General features: G+C 44.2%; 19 protein-coding genes. All 19 read left to right on the top strand.

Annotated features, from left to right (window positions below; all coding sequences use genetic code 11):
- Window positions 1-281 precede the first annotated feature (281 nt).
- A complete protein-coding gene (locus tag ACOZB4_RS24660; protein WP_256720729.1) occupies window positions 282-932 on the top strand; it encodes a 5-formyltetrahydrofolate cyclo-ligase in 651 nt (216 codons plus the stop codon).
- A gap of 3 nt (window positions 933-935) precedes the next feature.
- A complete protein-coding gene (gene moaC / locus ACOZB4_RS24655) occupies window positions 936-1,412 on the top strand; it encodes a cyclic pyranopterin monophosphate synthase MoaC (protein ID WP_076324713.1) in 477 nt (158 codons plus the stop codon).
- 49 nt (window positions 1,413-1,461) lie between these two features.
- Entirely contained in the window at window positions 1,462-1,953 is a 492-nt protein-coding gene (locus ACOZB4_RS24650) for a MogA/MoaB family molybdenum cofactor biosynthesis protein (protein ID WP_076324712.1), read from the top strand.
- A gap of 217 nt (window positions 1,954-2,170) precedes the next feature.
- Window positions 2,171-2,407, top strand: coding sequence for a twin-arginine translocase TatA/TatE family subunit (locus ACOZB4_RS24645; RefSeq protein WP_076324711.1), 237 nt, complete (start codon window positions 2,171-2,173; stop codon window positions 2,405-2,407).
- Window positions 2,408-2,479: 72 nt separating this feature from the next.
- A complete protein-coding gene (gene tatC, locus ACOZB4_RS24640; RefSeq protein ID WP_379407225.1) occupies window positions 2,480-3,253 on the top strand; it encodes a twin-arginine translocase subunit TatC in 774 nt (257 codons plus the stop codon).
- 300 nt (window positions 3,254-3,553) lie between these two features.
- Window positions 3,554-4,372, top strand: coding sequence for a nucleotidyltransferase domain-containing protein (locus ACOZB4_RS24635; protein WP_379407224.1), 819 nt, complete (start codon window positions 3,554-3,556; stop codon window positions 4,370-4,372).
- Between the two features lie 277 nt (window positions 4,373-4,649).
- Window positions 4,650-4,931, top strand: coding sequence for a co-chaperone GroES (gene groES / locus ACOZB4_RS24630; protein ID WP_006212454.1), 282 nt, complete (start codon window positions 4,650-4,652; stop codon window positions 4,929-4,931).
- 62 nt (window positions 4,932-4,993) lie between these two features.
- Window positions 4,994-6,622, top strand: a complete 1,629-nt coding sequence (gene groL / locus ACOZB4_RS24625) for a chaperonin GroEL (RefSeq protein WP_076324708.1) — start codon at window positions 4,994-4,996, stop codon at window positions 6,620-6,622.
- 228 nt (window positions 6,623-6,850) lie between these two features.
- Window positions 6,851-7,291 carry a NucA/NucB deoxyribonuclease domain-containing protein gene (locus ACOZB4_RS24620; protein WP_379407223.1) on the top strand — a complete coding sequence of 147 codons (441 nt, stop codon included), beginning with the start codon at window positions 6,851-6,853 and terminating at the stop codon, window positions 7,289-7,291.
- 495 nt (window positions 7,292-7,786) lie between these two features.
- Window positions 7,787-7,897, top strand: a complete 111-nt coding sequence (yjcZ, locus tag ACOZB4_RS24615; RefSeq protein ID WP_083659774.1) for a sporulation protein YjcZ — start codon at window positions 7,787-7,789, stop codon at window positions 7,895-7,897.
- A 406-nt stretch (window positions 7,898-8,303) separates the two neighbouring features.
- The gene (locus ACOZB4_RS24610) at window positions 8,304-8,783 is read left to right on the top strand and encodes a DedA family protein (RefSeq protein WP_379407222.1); all 480 of its coding nucleotides are present in this window, start codon (window positions 8,304-8,306) and stop codon (window positions 8,781-8,783) included.
- 44 nt (window positions 8,784-8,827) lie between these two features.
- A complete protein-coding gene (locus ACOZB4_RS24605) occupies window positions 8,828-9,394 on the top strand; it encodes a class I SAM-dependent methyltransferase (RefSeq protein ID WP_379407221.1) in 567 nt (188 codons plus the stop codon).
- A 104-nt stretch (window positions 9,395-9,498) separates the two neighbouring features.
- Window positions 9,499-10,179, top strand: a complete 681-nt coding sequence (locus ACOZB4_RS24600; protein ID WP_379407220.1) for a response regulator — start codon at window positions 9,499-9,501, stop codon at window positions 10,177-10,179.
- Complete coding sequence (locus ACOZB4_RS24595) at window positions 10,172-11,308, top strand: sensor histidine kinase (protein WP_379407219.1); 1,137 nt, start codon at window positions 10,172-10,174, stop codon at window positions 11,306-11,308. Before ACOZB4_RS24600 ends, ACOZB4_RS24595 begins: the two co-directional genes overlap by 8 nt.
- 473 nt (window positions 11,309-11,781) lie before the next feature.
- A complete protein-coding gene (locus tag ACOZB4_RS24590; RefSeq protein ID WP_076324701.1) occupies window positions 11,782-12,744 on the top strand; it encodes an ABC transporter permease in 963 nt (320 codons plus the stop codon).
- A gap of 14 nt (window positions 12,745-12,758) precedes the next feature.
- Window positions 12,759-13,646, top strand: coding sequence for a carbohydrate ABC transporter permease (locus tag ACOZB4_RS24585; RefSeq protein WP_098748752.1), 888 nt, complete (start codon window positions 12,759-12,761; stop codon window positions 13,644-13,646).
- Between the two features lie 56 nt (window positions 13,647-13,702).
- Window positions 13,703-15,289 carry a hypothetical protein gene (locus tag ACOZB4_RS24580; RefSeq protein ID WP_379407218.1) on the top strand — a complete coding sequence of 529 codons (1,587 nt, stop codon included), beginning with the start codon at window positions 13,703-13,705 and terminating at the stop codon, window positions 15,287-15,289.
- A 71-nt stretch (window positions 15,290-15,360) separates the two neighbouring features.
- Window positions 15,361-16,503 carry an ROK family transcriptional regulator gene (locus ACOZB4_RS24575; RefSeq protein WP_379407217.1) on the top strand — a complete coding sequence of 381 codons (1,143 nt, stop codon included), beginning with the start codon at window positions 15,361-15,363 and terminating at the stop codon, window positions 16,501-16,503.
- Between the two features lie 3 nt (window positions 16,504-16,506).
- Window positions 16,507-16,721, top strand: a 215-nt coding sequence (locus ACOZB4_RS24570) for a hypothetical protein (RefSeq protein ID WP_422759681.1), incomplete at its 3' end; no start/stop codon positions are given.

The raw sequence follows: 16,721 nt of genomic DNA, 5'->3' as shown, positions 1-16,721 counted from the left end.
GAGCGGAGCGTACGTTTTGGGTACGTGAGCACCTGAAATGTTTCCGCAGGAAACATACTTCGGAAGCTTCTACTTAGGCCCGGCTGAATACAAGATTCGATGCCGAACTGCTTCCTGATTCGCTTCGAGATCAAAAGCGGACTTTTTGAACAACCTCTTAAAGTAAGTGTACATGAAAATGACCGAACAATCGACCATGATTGGCGACTTCCTGCATTCTTGGCTAAAGGAAGGAACAGTGGTAAACTAAACTTAATTATAAGCGTGAGAGGAAAGATCACGTGTTGAACCCTGAGGAAGAATTGAAGCGGGTATCCGCAAAAGATGCCCTGCGCAAATTGATGCTATCACGCAGGGATGAATTATCTGAGGAGGAGCGGGCGAAGCGATCACAGCAAGCCTGCGAGTTTGCTTCGGAGGTCATGAAGCGGCTCCGACTTCAGAGCATGATGATTTATGTCCCCTTTCGCTCCGAACTGGATTCCCGGCCGCTGGTTGAATGGGCATGGAAGCAAGGGATTCAGGTTATCGTTCCCCGGAGTTTGCCCCAAGACCGTTCGCTGGAATTGTATAAGCTTCAGGGATGGAATGAGCTGATTCCCGGAGCTTATGGTATTCTGGAGCCTGATCCGCAGCGATCACAGAAATGGATGGACCATAGGCCTGATATCATCTGGGTGCCTGGGCTTGCGTTTGACAGAAAGGGCGGAAGACTTGGATACGGAGGCGGTTATTATGACCGGCTGTCGGACAGGCTTAGTCAAGGAGCACAAGACACCTCTCGTCAGATCGGTGAGCCTTTGTGGGTGGGAATCGGCTACGAGGTTCAGGTCTTGGAGCATGTTCCCATGGAAGAGCATGATAAGGTATTGGACGGTTTGGTTACGGAACGGGGACATACTGTGAAGGCCAGACCTGCAGCGGAGGGATAAGAGATGGAATTGAGTCATTTTAATGGCCAAGGCAGAGCACGAATGGTGGATGTCAGCGATAAGGATGTAACGGCCCGGACAGCGGTAGCAAAGACTACGGTTCGTATGCACCCAGATACGCTGATTCGCATCCATGAGGGGAAGATCGGCAAGGGAGATGTGCTTGCTGTAGCACAGGTTGCGGCTATTATGGCGGCCAAGAACACGTCAAACTGGATTCCGATGTGTCATCCGCTGCCGTTGACCGGCGTGAATGTGGAGTTCAGCGATAATGCTAGAGATGAGTTATATATAGAAACGACCGTGAAGACCACAGGCAAAACCGGTGTTGAAATGGAAGCTTTAACAGCAGCTTCAGCGGCTGCGCTGACGGTCTATGACATGTGCAAAGCCTTGCAAAAAGACATGGTCATCGGCCCGACCTACCTGGTAAGCAAAACCGGTGGGAAGAGCGGGGATTACATACAAGAAACAACATAGCATTGCATAGAGACAGGAGATTCGAACGAGTGGAAGGGAGAGAGGGCAGATGGTGTGGAAAACGGCGATCCTAACGGCGAGCGATAAAGGTTCGCGGGGGGAACGCGAGGATACGAGCGCTCAAGTGATCCGGGAATTGGTGGAGGAAGAGCTGAGCGGAGAAATTATTGAATACCGGATCGTACCGGACGAGCCGGATGAAATTATCGCGGCATTGATCGAACTGACGGATTATTATCAAGTGGATCTCGTGCTCACGACAGGCGGAACGGAGCTGGCGGTCCGCGATGTTACCCCGGAGGCAACCAAGCGGGTCATCGAACGGGAAGTGCCAGGCATCGTAGAAGCGATGCGTGCTACCGTCATGCAGAAGAATCGGAGCGCGATGCTGTTCCGGGGCGTATGCGGCGTCCGCGGCCGTACCTTGATTGTCAATCTGCCGGGCTCGCCCAAAGGCGTGCACGAGAATCTGGCGGCGGTCATGGATCAGCTTCCGGAGGCACTGCTAATGGTAACGGGCCAGTATCGGGAGCAGCTCTAAAGGCCATCCTATTAGATAATTATGTAAATAATCTGTCACGATTCTAGACTGTATATGTGATTTACATTATGGTATGATGACGGTATATGAGCTTGTTTCAACTGCTGTAGTCGGATTATGGTCTTTAGTTAACACCTGTTGTAGTGCAAGGCGTGACGGATTTAGATCATCCTGAGGTCCTTTAAAGGCATTAAGCAGGACAAGGAGGAGAATAGATATGAGTACAATTGGAGTGCCGGGTATTATTTTGCTCGTCATTTTGGCGCTACTCTTGTTCGGACCGAACAAGCTTCCTGAACTGGGACGTGCGGTCGGAAGAACATTCCGTGAGTTTAAGGATGGTGCGCGCGAGATTATTGCTGACGATGCACCGGCGAAGAAGAAAGAAGAGGCTCCCCAGCAAGCCGTTGCCGCTGAGCCAACCAAGGTTGAGGATAAGCGTCTTCCGGAATAATGCAAGGTTTGAAGTCCCTTCCTTCGGGAGGGACTTTGTTTTGTCAGGGTCACATATAGGGTGGTGGTTAACATGTCGGAGCAAGTGAAAGATATGGCGCTTGTAGAGCATTTGGGCGAGCTTCGCAAACGAATTATAGTCGTGCTCGTGGTATTCGTAGCGGGGCTGATCGGTGGGCTTTTTGTTGCGGAGCCGATCTATCATTATTTGACGGCAGCGGAAGAAGCGAAGAACTTTGAACTGCACGCCTTCTCCTTCTGGGATGGCATCGGGATTTACATGAAAATCGCTGCCATTTTCTCGCTTGTCATTTCCGTTCCGCTGATCTTCTATCAGCTGTGGGCGTTTGTCAAGCCGGGACTTCGCAAAGAAGAGCAGAAAGCGGCCATTCGTTACGTACCGTATGCGTTTCTTCTGTTCATCGTGGGGATAACGTTCGGATATTACATCGTGTTTCCGATGACGTTGTCGTTCACTACAACGATTACACAGAGCATGGGGCTCCAGGAAACCTACGGAATTACCAATTACTTAAATTTCATGTTTAATCTCGTATTGCCGCTGGCCTTGCTGTTTGAGCTGCCGCTTGTGGTGATGTTCTTAACGAAAATCCGCATTCTGAATCCGCTGCGGCTTAAGAAAATGCGCAAAGTGTCTTATTTCGTGCTTGCATTCATTGCGGCTTTCATTACGCCGCCCGACTTCATATCGGATATCCTGGTTACGATTCCGCTGCTGTTGCTGTACGAATTCAGCTTATTTCTGTCTTCCGTAGTCTACCGCAAGCAATTAGAGGCGGACATGGAACAGGACAAGCGGTACTTACAGGTAGATGAAGAGGATTGATAGTGATGACAATTGTTTTGCAACATAGGAGCGCATGAGAATAAGAACAACCCGCCTAACCTCACTCAACGGGAGTATGGTTTGCGGGTTGTTTTTTTGTTCAAGAATCGAATGGTTAGGAATCAATTTCATAAGTGTATTAGCTCCCGGTCTCATGGGAATCAATTTCATAACATCCTAACTTTCATCTTGAGCATATCTCGCCAGCGCCTTACTTTCGCCCTGTTGAAATAGGAACGCTTGGAAGACAATAAGGATATTGGACATCACACGGCCAATACAGAAGGAGAGATTCCGGATATGAATATAACGGAAGAAATGAAATTGATGATACAGCAAGAACTTGAGCGGATTGAGCGGGAGGAAGGGATTCTTATCCTGTATGCATGCGAATCAGGCAGCAGGGCCTGGGGCTTCCCGTCGACAGACAGCGATTATGACGTAAGGTTTATCTATATCAGACCCGTGGAGTGGTATTTGTCCATCTTCGACAAGCGAGATGTGATTGAGCGGCCGATCAGCGACAGGCTGGATATGAGCGGTTGGGATTTGAAAAAAGCACTGGGGCTTTTTCGCAAGTCGAATCCACCCCTGCTCGAGTGGTTGGAGTCCCCTATCAAGTATAAGGAGACGCTTGGCATCGCCCAGCAAATCCGCAGCATATCTCCGCTAGCCTTCTCGCCTAAATCTTGCATGCACCACTACCTGAACATGGCCAAAGGCAATTACCGGATGTATTTGCAAGGGGGAGACGTAAAGATCAAAAAGTATTTCTATGTACTGCGTCCGATCCTGGCATGCGACTGGATTCAGACCTACAACGAGATGCCTCCCATGGAATTCGAGCTGCTTACGGATCGCCTATTAGATCAGGGAAGTGCACTGAAACAGGAGATCAATCAGCTGCTTCTCCGCAAACGTTCGGGTGAAGAGATGGATGTTGAACCGAAGCTTCCCGTCATCAATGCATTTATAGAAGAGAAATTGAACGAATATGAACAGCTAGCCAAGGATAAGAAGCACCAAGACACGGATCTGGATCAAAGGCTGGATGCTTTGTTTCGGAACGCGCTGGTTGAAGGATGGGGAACCGGCGGACCGCAGTCATTCACAGTTTGACGAAAGGGGAGCGTCATTTGGTATTCAGCCGTACAGTGTTCCTTAAGACTCAGGCATATTTTGGCTGGTCATGGATACAATGGAGTAGGGGGTTTAGGGACAACCCCGATCAGAGTCTCAATTGCAAAAAAATGATCAAAAAATCATGCAAAGGACTTGAAATTTTAAGACAACTTGAGTATCATAAAATTGGTTGTTAGCACTGAGGGTTGTCGAGTGCTAATACATAAAGCTTTGAAAAAAGCATCACAACATATTTAAAGGAGGCTATTTTTTCATGATCAGACCTTTAGGTGAACGCGTATTGGTAGAACCGATCGAACAAGAAGAAACTACGGCATTCGGGATTGTACTTCCTGACTCTGCTAAAGAAAAGCCGCAAGAAGGTAAAGTTATTGCTGTAGGCAGTGGCTCCCTGAAAGACGGCGCACGTGTACCTTTGGAAGTTAAAGAAGGCGACCGCGTCATTTTCTCCAAATACGCTGGAACAGAAATCAAATACGAAGGTAAAGAATATTTGATTATGAAAGAAAGCGACATCCACGCGATTTTAGGCTAATGAACGCCTGAATATATCTTTGTTTCACGATTTCATAATCCACTAGGGAGGTATGTAATACCATGGCAAAAGACATTAAGTTCAGTGAAGACGCCCGTCGCGCAATGCTTCGCGGTGTAGACGCTTTGGCAAATGCAGTTAAAGTAACACTCGGACCGAAAGGCCGTAACGTGGTTCTTGAGAAGAAATTCGGAAGCCCGCTCATCACGAATGACGGTGTAACCATCGCTAAAGAAATCGAGCTGGAAGATGCATTCGAGAACATGGGTGCTCAGCTTGTTAAAGAAGTAGCTACCAAAACCAACGATGTTGCCGGTGACGGTACAACAACGGCAACGGTTCTGGCTCAAGCTATGATCCGTGAAGGTCTGAAGAACGTAACAGCTGGTGCAAACCCAATGATCATCCGTAAGGGTATCGACAAAGCGGTTAGAGCAGCTGTGGCTGAACTTCAAAACATCGCGAAAGAAGTTAAAAACCACCAGGAAATCGCTCAAGTCGCTTCCGTATCTGCAGCTGACGAAGAAGTAGGTCAACTAATTGCAGAAGCTATGGATAAAGTGGGCAAAGACGGCGTCATCACCGTTGAAGAATCCCGCGGCTTCCTGACGGAGCTGGAAGTTGTAGAAGGTATGCAATTCGACCGCGGCTACATCTCTCCATACATGATTACTGATACGGATAAAATGGAAGCTGTTCTTGAGAATCCATACATCCTGATCACCGATAAAAAAGTAACCAACACGCAAGAGATCCTGCCGATCCTTGAAAAAATCGTGCAGCAAGGCAAACCGCTCGTTCTGATCGCGGAAGACATCGAAGGCGAAGCGCAAGCGATGCTGATCGTGAACAAACTGCGCGGTACGTTTAACGCTGTTGCTGTTAAAGCTCCTGGCTTCGGTGACCGTCGTAAAGCCATGCTGCAAGATATCGCTGCATTGACTGGCGGCCAAGTGATTACGGAAGAGCTCGGTCTTGACCTGAAAACAGCTTCCATCGATCAATTGGGTACTGCTCGTCAAGTGCGAGTAACCAAAGAGAACACCATTATCGTGGATGGCGCTGGCAACAAAGAAGACATCGATGCTCGCGTGAAGCAAATCCGCAACCAATTGGAAGAAACCACTTCCGATTTCGACAAAGAAAAATTGCAAGAGCGTCTGGCTAAATTGGCTGGTGGCGTAGCTGTGGTCAAAGTCGGTGCGGCTACTGAAACAGAACTGAAAGAACGCAAACTGCGCATCGAAGATGCCCTCAACGCAACCCGCGCTGCGGTTGAAGAAGGTATGGTATCCGGTGGTGGTACAGCGCTCGTTAACGTATACAACGCTGTTGCTGCTGTTCAAGTAGAAGGCGACGAGAAAACAGGCGTGAACATCGTTCTGCGCGCTCTGGAAGAGCCAATCCGCACGATTGCAGCAAACGCTGGTAAAGAAGGTTCTGTTATCGTTGAGCGTCTGAAAAAAGAAGAGATCGGTATCGGCTACAACGCTGCTACAGACACTTGGGTGAACATGTTCGAAGCAGGTATCGTTGACCCTGCAAAAGTAACGCGTTCCGCTCTTCAAAACGCAGCTTCCGTTGCGGCTATGTTCCTGACAACCGAAGCAGTTATCGCTGACAAGCCAGAACCAGAAAAACCAGCTATGCCTGATATGGGCGGCATGGGTGGAATGGGCGGCATGATGTAACAAAAGGCCCCAAAAGCCTGTCATATCAATGAAAAAGAGACCTCTCGGGGTCTCTTTTCTTGTATAAGCTTCACAAATGTATGACAGCGACAATTACAGAGAAGTGATTTACAAATATATGCCAACTTGATTATACTTAAAAAAGTAAACTGAAGGCATCGGTAAGAAAATCCCTGCCAGCCCAGGCCAGCAGGGATTTTTTTGTTTGTATTGAGGGGAGCAATTCGCATGAAAAAGTTATTCTTGAAGTTTGGAACAGCGGTCTTATCCTTGTTAGTGGTTTGGTTGGTCCTTAATTATTTTCCGGAGCTAGATGACATTGATGTAAACCAACCAATACCGGGTACCGTTGTCGAATTGGAGTTTCCAGCGGATAGATATCCTGAGACAGCAGATCACATACAAAAGGCCATTGAATCCGGCCATTCCGAAGTTTGTACCATTGATCGAACTGGTGCAGATGATAACAGAAGTTCTTCGCTAAAAGGAATCCCTACAAAAAAAGGATTTGATCGGGATGAGTGGCCGATGGCCATGTGTGCCGAAGGCGGGGACGGTGCAAGTGTCGAATACATAGATCCATCTGACAATCGAGGAGCGGGAAGCTGGGTAGGTAACTATTTGGAGGGATACCCGGACGGGACCCAAGTACATTTCATTTTTAGATAGCAAAAAGAACCTACTAGCTATATGCCAGTAGGTTCTTTTTTGCGTCTAGTCGTATCAATCGACTCACATGCTTTATTTCCTCTAATGGTACCCAGACTGGCCCATAAGCACTCCGCATCTCTAAGCGATCTGTACAAGCATCAGGTATGCCTTGGAGTACTGCGCCATCAATAAGGTATATCGTCACATTTTGCTTCTTTTGTATAGCCATTTTCAGTTCTTTATCCCACATTTGATTAATCACGCACCCATGACGAAAGTAATAATGTCAGTATATCAAAGGTGGGTAGAATTTACTATAAGTCATTTGAACAGAAGTAGATGTTGTCTGAAAAAATACTTCGCATTATAGATAATACTCCGATATCATCGGTAAGAGACCAGACCTCACTGGCTTAGGCTGGTGAGGTTCTTTTTTGTTAAAGCATATTGGCCCTGGCATTGTATGAGATTTTGAATACTTTGTATTGAGATCGTAGAAAAGGAGGAGACCTCATGGGTGAAGTTGGTTACGAAAGTGTTGGAGGATACGGCGGTAAAAACTCAGTCGCGGCGATTCTTGTTCTCTTTATATTGTTGGTAATCATTACTAGTGCCTTTGTATAATATTCCCTGCATGACAAAGACCCTACTGGCTAATGCTGGCAGGGTCTATTTCTTACTAATTTCAGAATACATCAAGATCGTTATTTTACAAGAAGACCAATAATTCTCATTATGTGATTTATATTCGTATTCTGAAGGTAAATAATGCCAGCGAAATCCTAGCCAATCTTTACATAAAGAAAATAATATGTCATATCGAAAAGCACCGATTAGGGTGCTTTTTGTTTTGAATTCGAATAACCGGAGGGGAGTAATGTGGCAACGAATTTCTGCTCGTGAGATGGAAAAGTCGAAGGCAAATTTGCATTCAGCGAAATCTTCAGATTTTCTTTAGATATTTCCTCGTAAAATCCTTAGATTTTTTCGTTATTATTTTCATGTCGAAAACATAATGAGGAGCTAATTTATGATTAGTAATATCATCATACAACTGGTTGAGCAATACGGCTATCTGGCGTTTTTCTTAGCCTTCTCCCTAGGTCCATTTGGAATTCCAGTTCCAAATGAAGTAACGATATTAACTGGCGGGATACTAAGCAACACGGGTGTGTTAGATCCCTGGATAACATATTTCTACATCTCCGTTGGCCTGTTAACAGCATACACAATAGCTTATTTTGCTGGCAGAATTTTAGGCGGAAACATAAGCATAAGATTTCAAAATAATCGCTACTTTCAGAATGCAGATAAGCTTTTTAAGCAACGAGGAGATCTGGCAATGTGTTTTGGAGTATTCATTCCTCTTATTCGGTATATTCTACCTTTCATTGTTGGATTAAGCGGGGTTACATTCAAAAAATTCGCCTTGGTATCATATGTTAGTGTTTTGTTTTGGACGGTGACGTTTTTTACTGCTGGCAGATATTTGGGCGGGATTGTATTTTAGATTCACCAAGTTGACTCGGGGAATTATATAATGGGGGAGAACAGATGAATATCAATGAATCATTACTTTTTTTGCAAGGATTTTTCAAAAATCCACAACGAGTAGGAAGCATCATACCAAGTTCTCGATTTCTAGCAGCTAAAATGATTCAGTCTGTACCATGGAATGAGGTAAAGGCAGTCGCTGAGCTCGGGTCAGGTACAGGTGCTATCACACGTTTGATGAAGGCGCAGCTAAACGAATCAACCAAAGTACTATTATTTGAAAGGGATAAGAAAATGAGAAATAATTTAAAAACAGAATACCCGGATTTCGTCTGTCATGCCAATGCATGCCAATTAGTTAAAAAAATGAGTCAAGATGGGATAGGTCAGCTTGACTGTATTATAAGCGGACTACCATTTTTTAATTTCACGAGTGAAATGCGGGAAACTTTATTAAATCAGATTATTGAGGCATTAAAACCAGGAGGGATCTTTGTCGCTTTTCAATATTCCCTTCAAATGAGAAAAAAATTTGCTGAAGAATTGATAATTGAAAAAATAGAGTTCGTGCCATTCAATTTCCCTCCAGCCTTCGTATATACCTGTCGTAAAAGGGAGACGATTTGAACATGAAACTACAATTCACTTGATAGGTTGACTGAATCTACATCCGGGCTGCATTTATTTAGCGATCGTAGTAGTTTCAATCTCTGAAAAAGGAGGAACATTTAATGAATACAGTACTTGTCGTTGATGACGATTCCGAAATTAGAGATGTCATTCACGTATATTTGCGAAATGAAGGATACCGTGTAATTGAAGCTGCAGATGGTCTGGAAGCGCTGGATATAATAAAAACAACCTCGGTCCAGTTGGTCATCCTGGATGTTATGATGCCTCGAATGGATGGTATTAGTGCCTGCATTAAAATTAGGGGAATATCGGACGCTCCTATTATCATGTTATCAGCTAAAGAAGAAGATATTGATAAAATTACAGGTCTCACTACCGGAGCGGACGATTATATGACAAAGCCCTTTAATCCCTTGGAATTGGTCGCCCGAGTAAAAGCTCAATTGCGGCGACAATCATTAATAGGAAAAGAAGAGCTTAATTCACTAATCCTCATCAAAGATCTTGTTATTGATAAGGCTAAACATACCGTTACATTGAAAGGAAGCAACATTTCGCTAACCCCGCTGGAGTTTTCAATTTTAGAATTGCTTGCAAGCCGTCCAGGGCAAGTATTTAGCTCTAACAAGATTTATGAAAGCGTATGGAGAGAGCCGTACGGAAATTCAGATAATACGGTAATGGTTCATATTCGGAATTTACGAGAAAAAATAGAAGCATCTCCAAGAGAGCCCCAATATATTAAAACGGTTTGGGGAGTGGGCTATAAAATTGACTGAACATGGACAAAAGCCAAAAAGAAAAAAAATCCAGGTCAACATCTTAATCAGAATGGTGCTAAGTTTAATAATCGCAATGGCTATAAATGATTTGCTCATTTTATTTTTCTCAAAGGTCGGTAATGAAATGGAATGGAAGTGGCTTCTCAATTTCCTTCCCTATCTTGTTACACCTATGTATATGGCTATCTTTATTATTACTTTTTTAGTTTTAACACGAAGAATTGTTAAAGATCTTATTCATTTGGAACGTGGACTTCAAATTATTTCTGAGGGTGATTTAAATTATCGGGTATCTGTTGATCGACAAGATGAACTCGGGCGGGTCGCATTTAACATTAATCGAATGACTGAACGGCTGCAACGGCAGATTGTTAAGGAGCGTGAAACGGAGAAATCCAAGATGGATATGATCACAGGCATTTCACATGACTTGCGCACACCTCTTACAAGTATTATCGGCTATATTGAGCTTTTAAGAACAGACTCATTTCAAGATAAAGAAGAATATACACGATTTGTTCAAAACACCTATAACAAAGCGATTCACTTGAAGAAATTGCTTGATGATTTGTTTGAATATACCAGACTCACCTCGGCCGACATCCACTTGGATATAAAGGAAATTGATTTATTTCAACTGCTGGATCAATTACTATTTGAATTTGAACCGATTGCCCAAGAGAAGGGGATTGCTATCGTGAAAGAGATAGGGAACTCTCCGATTGTAACCTTCATTGACAGCGAGAAAATTGCGAGAGCGATGGATAATCTATTAATGAATGCTCTTAAGTACTCTGTAAAGCCAGGAACCGTTCGTGTTTTAATGAAATCGGATCATCAGCAAATTAAAATTGAGGTTGAAAATAAAGGGAACCCCCTTACGCAAGAACAAGAGAATAAACTCTTCGAACGTTTTTATAAAGTCGATCATTCACGTAGTAGCGAAGGCATTCAAACAGGAGCCGGTCTTGGTCTTTCAATTGCAAGAAACATTATTGAATTGCACGGAGGAATCTTAACTCTCAATCATATAAATAACATATTTAAATTTACGCTTACTTTACCTTCCGAAGGCAGTTTGGCTAACCGTAAGGAGTCTGGAGTAGTGAACAACCATGATATTTAAATTAATAAAAGTTGCATAGGAACAACACATGGTTTCTGAATTAATGAAAATTAGCATGTCATTGCGAGTATGAAAAGGCTCCCGAGAGGGAGCTTTTTTATATAACATTCACATTCTCGCAAAAATTCTTGCATCATTCTTCATTGATAGATGAACAACCCCAATCTATTAAAGGAGTAGCTTTTAGTCGAATTATTTTTTAATAAATAATTAATAAAGACACTGTACAAATTAATCGAATCAGTTATAATGTGATAAAAGCTTGATAAAAAATGGCTGATAAATGGGGTTGAAATATCATTTTATCGATGGATTTGAAAGCGCTTAATGAATGCGATTTCAAATCAGGAAGTGATATAAAACTCGTGGAAGGGGTTGTTTAATAAGCGATTCATGGAATTTGGAGTACATGGATGGATCCAACAAAGGGGCCTTTGGCAGCAAAGAATGAGTGCGTTGAAAGGAGTTTAAACATGGCTGGTTTAGAACCGATAATTCAGATCGATATGAAAAAGAAGAAGGGCTCCAAACTTCAGTTAATGGCTAAGGAGCTTGTATACAACAAATGGCTTTACATTATGTTTCTACCTGTTTTTATATGGTATTTCATATTTGCCTATTGGCCGATGCATGGCTTGTTAATGGCATTTCAGAAGTACAACGTGGTCAAAGGGATATCCGGAAGCAGCTGGGTCGGGTTCAAATATTTCCAACAATTTTTGGATGACCCCCATTTTTTTAGACTGATCAAAAACACGCTGCTCCTTAATATTTACAGCTTGATTTTCGGATTCCCTGTGCCGATTGTTTTAGCTCTTTGCTTCAATGAAATACGGAATCTCCTGTTCAAAAAAATTGCACAGACGATTAGCTATTTACCGTATTTTATTTCTACGGTTGTTGTATGCGGGATGGCTCTTACCTTCCTTTCGCCGAGTACGGGGATCGTCAATATCCTTTTAAATAAATTTGGGATTGAGAGTATTTTCTTCTTTCAAGATCCGGATTACTTCAGAACGATTTATGTGCTGCTGGGAATTTGGCAGGGAGCTGGGTTTTCCGCCATTATTTATATCGCCGCTCTTTCGGGCATTAGTCCAGATCTGTACGAAGCAGCCAAGATCGATGGGGCGGGCCGGTGGAGTCAGCTCCGCTACATTACATTCCCAAGTCTGGTCCCGACCATTATTATTATGCTGCTGTTAAACCTGGGCACGATTTTAACGGCCGATTTTGGCAAAATCCTGCTGTTGTACAATCCAACGATTTATGACACCGCGGATGTCCTGAATACTTACGTGTACAGAAAAGGACTCATCGACAATAACTACAGCTATGCCACAGCGGTTGGCCTATTCCAGGCTGTAATTGGTTTCATTCTGGTATACGGGGCCAATTACTTGAGCAAAAAAGCAAACCAGACTTCGCTTTGGTAAAAGGGGGAGAGAACATGTTTAAGACCAAAAAAAGAGTGGACGCCAGTGACGCCATTTATTTTGTATTCATCTATCTGTTTATTATCGTCACTTGTATCGTGATGCTCTACCCATTCATTTATATTCTATCCGTTTCTATCAGCGATACGGACAGTGTGATGCGAAATGAAGTGCTTCTCTGGCCAAAAGGAATCAATTTGTCGGCTTATGAGACAGTTTTGAATTACAAGGGAATGATCGTGGCCTATGGAAATACGATTTACTACACGGTGGTAGGAACATTTCTCAGTTTACTGCTGACGACGCTGGCGGCCTATCCACTGTCACGGAAAAATTGGAAGCTGCGCAATTTTGCCGCCATTTTTTTGGCGATTCCATTATGGTTCGGTGGCGGAATGATTCCCTTTTATATGGTCATGAGAGATCTTCATTTACTTAATTCCCGAATGGGTATCTTGCTTTACGCAGCTATTTCTACGTTCTATATCATCATTGTACGCACCTATTTTGAGAGTCTTCCCAAAGAGATCGAGGAATCGGCCAAAATCGACGGTGCCAGCGATATCAGAATATTCCTACAAATGGCGCTACCTCTGTCCAAACCGGTTCTTGCAGCCATCGGCTTGTATTATGCGGTCGGCAAATGGAACTCCTTTTTCTGGGAATTGATATTACTCAGCAAGGAGCAATTTATGCCGGTTCAGGTGTTATTGGTCCGAATAATCCGCGACAGCTCATTCGATAAGGAAATGGAGAAGGCGCTGGTGCAAAGTTCCGGAGTTCTGCCGATCACCATTCAATATGCGGCTATCGTGATTACGGCTCTGCCGATTATTATGGCCTATCCGTTTCTGCAAAAGTATTTTGTGAAAGGGGTGATGATCGGCGCCGTTAAGAGTTAGTAGATTTGAAATAGAGATGTGATTAAAATAAATAATCCAAAGTGGAGGTCGTAAGAATGAACAGACAATGGAGAAAGAATGGGATATCCTTATTGATCATTGTAATCATTATGGCTCTTCTGACATCGGCATGCGGAGGCGGAGCGTCAAAGGGAGAATCGTCGTCGTCAGATAATACGAGCGGTGATGATCAACCGGTGAAATTATCGATCTTTATTGCGAGCCGGGCAACGGATGAAATGTACACCAACGAAACACTGGTATGGAAGGAAATCGGCAAAAAATTCAACGTGGAATTTGACTTTATTACAGGTGATGCCAAAACGATGCGTGACAAATTTCCGCTTATGATTTCTTCCAATGAGTATCCGGATATCGTCGCGGATGCACCTAGCAACTTTAACAAGTACGGTCCACAGGGCGTGTTCATCCCGCTGAACGATCTGATTAAAGATAAGCCCAATCTGCAAAAATATTTAGTAGACGACAAAATTGCCAAATCCCAGATTGTTAATGCAGATGGCAATATTTACGGAGTTCCGATGTTGTCTGCGGTTCGTACATCCGAAGGCCCCTTGATTCGTCAAGACTGGTTGGATCGCTTGAACCTGCCAGTACCGGAAACGATGGATGATTGGTATAATACTTTGAAAGCGTTCAAAGAGAAGGATGCCAACGGAAACGGTGATCCGAAGGATGAAGTACCGTTTTCTACTGCCGGCACTTTTTATTTGAACTTTGCCGATGCTTGGGGCATTGACCTGAACGAGGATGGCCGCTGGATGGAGGAAAACGGCAAGATGATCTATACGCCAATCGATCCGCGCGCCAAGGAATTTCTAACTACGATGAACCAATGGTACAGTGAAGGATTGTTTGATCAAGAGATCCTGTCCAGACAAGATAAAGACTATACTTCGATGGTTTTCAATGATAAAGTCGGTGCAACCAATCATTGGGTTGGATATGTGGCAAGTTTCAATGCAAGACCTGAGGTTGAGAATATCAAAGGATTTAATTTTCAGGTTACGCCACCTCCAGTCATGAACAAAGGCGACAAACCGCTTACGAGCAGGCAGCAGCAAATCGTGGTGCCTGTTGCTTGGGCCATCAGCGGCCAGAACGAGCACGTCGATAAAACGATGGAAATTTTCGAGTATGCTTACAGTGACGAAGGTCAACTGCTATTTAACTTCGGGGTTGAGGGCGACACATATACGAAGGAAGCCGATGGAACGCTCAAATATACCGACAAGATTATGAAAAACCCGGACGGGGCCGCGAAGGCATTAAGTAGAATCGGAGCGCAGCCATGGATCGGTTTCCGTCAAGATGCCCGTTATGAGAAAGCGGCTGCGGTGAGCGAGGATGCGGCCAAGCAACTGTTCTATTACGTCGAACAAAACTATTTCCGGGATCCGGTGCCTGCCTTGAAGTATACTGAAGATGATTTTGAGACGAGCACGGAGATCAAAACGCAGATCGATACCTATGCGAATGAGATGATCAGCAAGTTTATTATCGGGCAGGAGCCGTTATCCCAATTTGATGCATTCGTTGAGAAAGTGAGATCCATGCGTTTTGATGAATTGGAAGCGATCCAGAACAAAGCGTATGAGGCGAATAAAGAATTAATGAAGTAATGGATAAGAACAATGGAAACTAGGGGGTTTCTTTTTCTAGAGAACACATTACCCTGGAGAAAGGTACATACATGAAACATATTAGAGGTAACGTATATCTAATGAAAGAAATCAACCGAGCGACCATCTTAAGCTTGCTTCATAGGGAAAAAGCGATGTCGCGTGCGGATATGGCAAAGGTTACGCAACTGAGCGCTACGACCGTGTCCTCTCTGGTGGATGAGCTGATTGCCGAAGGATTCATTGTCGAATCGGGCGAAAAGTCATCGGTCGGTGCTGGGCGCAAGGCCATATCGCTGGAGATTAGCAAAGATAAAGGGTTTGTCATTTCGGTCGGTTTGGGAAACAACACCTTTTACTGCACGCTATCCAATTTCCACAGTGAAATCGTCGCTGAACTTACAGTTCCGGCTGTAAAAGGAAATGACCAGGTTCTGCAGGCGATATTTCACTGTATCAGCGAGATTGTCCGAATTGCGGGAATCAGTGACTTCTCCCAAATCAAAGGAATCGGCATTGCTTCTCCGGGTATTGTTGACGAGGGTAGCGGGACAATATCGTACGCACGTTATCTGAATCTGAAGGATTTTGAGATCATCAGCCTGCTTCAGTCCCGTTATTATAATCTGCCTATTTACGTCATGAACGACACCAATGCCGCTGCATTTGCGGAATATTATCTGGAGACGAGTCCTAGCGTTAAGAACGTGTTATATGTATGGATATATGAAGGTGTCGGAGCCCGGTTTATCGTGAATGGCCAGGTCTATTCTGGGTACAAAGGAAGAGCAGGAGAGGTCGCCCTGCTGCATGATAATTGGTTTAACAGTACCTATGTGCTGGAGCAGGCGCGGAAAAGGGCAGCCAAGCATGGCTGCCCTGTACCTCAAACCATTGAAGAAGTTGTACAAGCGTATGAACGCGGGGAAATTTGGATCGAGACGATGATGAATCGAAGCCTGCTGTTTTTGAGCAGGGCGGTTGCGGTCATGATGAATCTGTTTGGCCCGCAAAAGACCATTTTGGACGGGTGGTTCATGACATCACCGAAATGCATTCAGAAGATTCACGATCATCTAGCCAAATTTGCGGTGGATGGTTTGTATGACTCGAATTGGGTTTCCCCTGCGAGTTTAGGCAAAAGAAATTATGTAATCGGCGTAACCACGATGGTTTTGCATCAGCTGTTCAAAGGTAAGATTTCGTTAACTTGACCATTGACTTTACAAGTAAACTGTCCTGAAAGTACCGGTTATCAAATCCGGAACATGATATTTCCAAGGCGGTTCAGTTTATTCGCAAGTTTAATAAATGAAAAAGAGACCCTGAGGGGTCTCCAGATTGTCGAGAAACCCTGTACTTTTTCAAAGTACAGGGTTTCTCACATTTCAAATGGTCACTTCAAAAGGGGAAATGGGGGATTACCCCCTGT

Origin of the sequence: Paenibacillus sp. NPDC058898, from assembly GCF_049316025.1 — a bacterium.
Taxonomy (GTDB): domain Bacteria; phylum Bacillota; class Bacilli; order Paenibacillales; family Paenibacillaceae; genus Paenibacillus_AQ.
This window is presented reverse-complemented; position numbering and strand designations above follow the sequence as displayed.

Bases quoted from the DNA above. Each gene is read 5' to 3' on its own strand.
- moaC (WP_076324713.1), top strand. From the start codon at position 936: ATGGAATTGAGTCATTTTAATGGCCAAGGCAGAGCACGAATGGTGGAT.
- ACOZB4_RS24650 (WP_076324712.1), top strand. From the start codon at position 1,462: ATGGTGTGGAAAACGGCGATCCTAACGGCGAGCGATAAAGGTTCGCGG.
- ACOZB4_RS24645 (WP_076324711.1), top strand. From the start codon at position 2,171: ATGAGTACAATTGGAGTGCCGGGTATTATTTTGCTCGTCATTTTGGCG.
- tatC (WP_379407225.1), top strand. From the start codon at position 2,480: ATGTCGGAGCAAGTGAAAGATATGGCGCTTGTAGAGCATTTGGGCGAG.
- ACOZB4_RS24635 (WP_379407224.1), top strand. From the start codon at position 3,554: ATGAATATAACGGAAGAAATGAAATTGATGATACAGCAAGAACTTGAG.
- groES (WP_006212454.1), top strand. From the start codon at position 4,650: ATGATCAGACCTTTAGGTGAACGCGTATTGGTAGAACCGATCGAACAA.
- groL (WP_076324708.1), top strand. From the start codon at position 4,994: ATGGCAAAAGACATTAAGTTCAGTGAAGACGCCCGTCGCGCAATGCTT.
- ACOZB4_RS24620 (WP_379407223.1), top strand. From the start codon at position 6,851: ATGAAAAAGTTATTCTTGAAGTTTGGAACAGCGGTCTTATCCTTGTTA.
- yjcZ (WP_083659774.1), top strand. From the start codon at position 7,787: ATGGGTGAAGTTGGTTACGAAAGTGTTGGAGGATACGGCGGTAAAAAC.
- ACOZB4_RS24610 (WP_379407222.1), top strand. From the start codon at position 8,304: ATGATTAGTAATATCATCATACAACTGGTTGAGCAATACGGCTATCTG.
- ACOZB4_RS24605 (WP_379407221.1), top strand. From the start codon at position 8,828: ATGAATATCAATGAATCATTACTTTTTTTGCAAGGATTTTTCAAAAAT.
- ACOZB4_RS24600 (WP_379407220.1), top strand. From the start codon at position 9,499: ATGAATACAGTACTTGTCGTTGATGACGATTCCGAAATTAGAGATGTC.
- ACOZB4_RS24590 (WP_076324701.1), top strand. From the start codon at position 11,782: ATGGCTGGTTTAGAACCGATAATTCAGATCGATATGAAAAAGAAGAAG.
- ACOZB4_RS24585 (WP_098748752.1), top strand. From the start codon at position 12,759: ATGTTTAAGACCAAAAAAAGAGTGGACGCCAGTGACGCCATTTATTTT.
- ACOZB4_RS24580 (WP_379407218.1), top strand. From the start codon at position 13,703: ATGAACAGACAATGGAGAAAGAATGGGATATCCTTATTGATCATTGTA.
- ACOZB4_RS24575 (WP_379407217.1), top strand. From the start codon at position 15,361: ATGAAACATATTAGAGGTAACGTATATCTAATGAAAGAAATCAACCGA.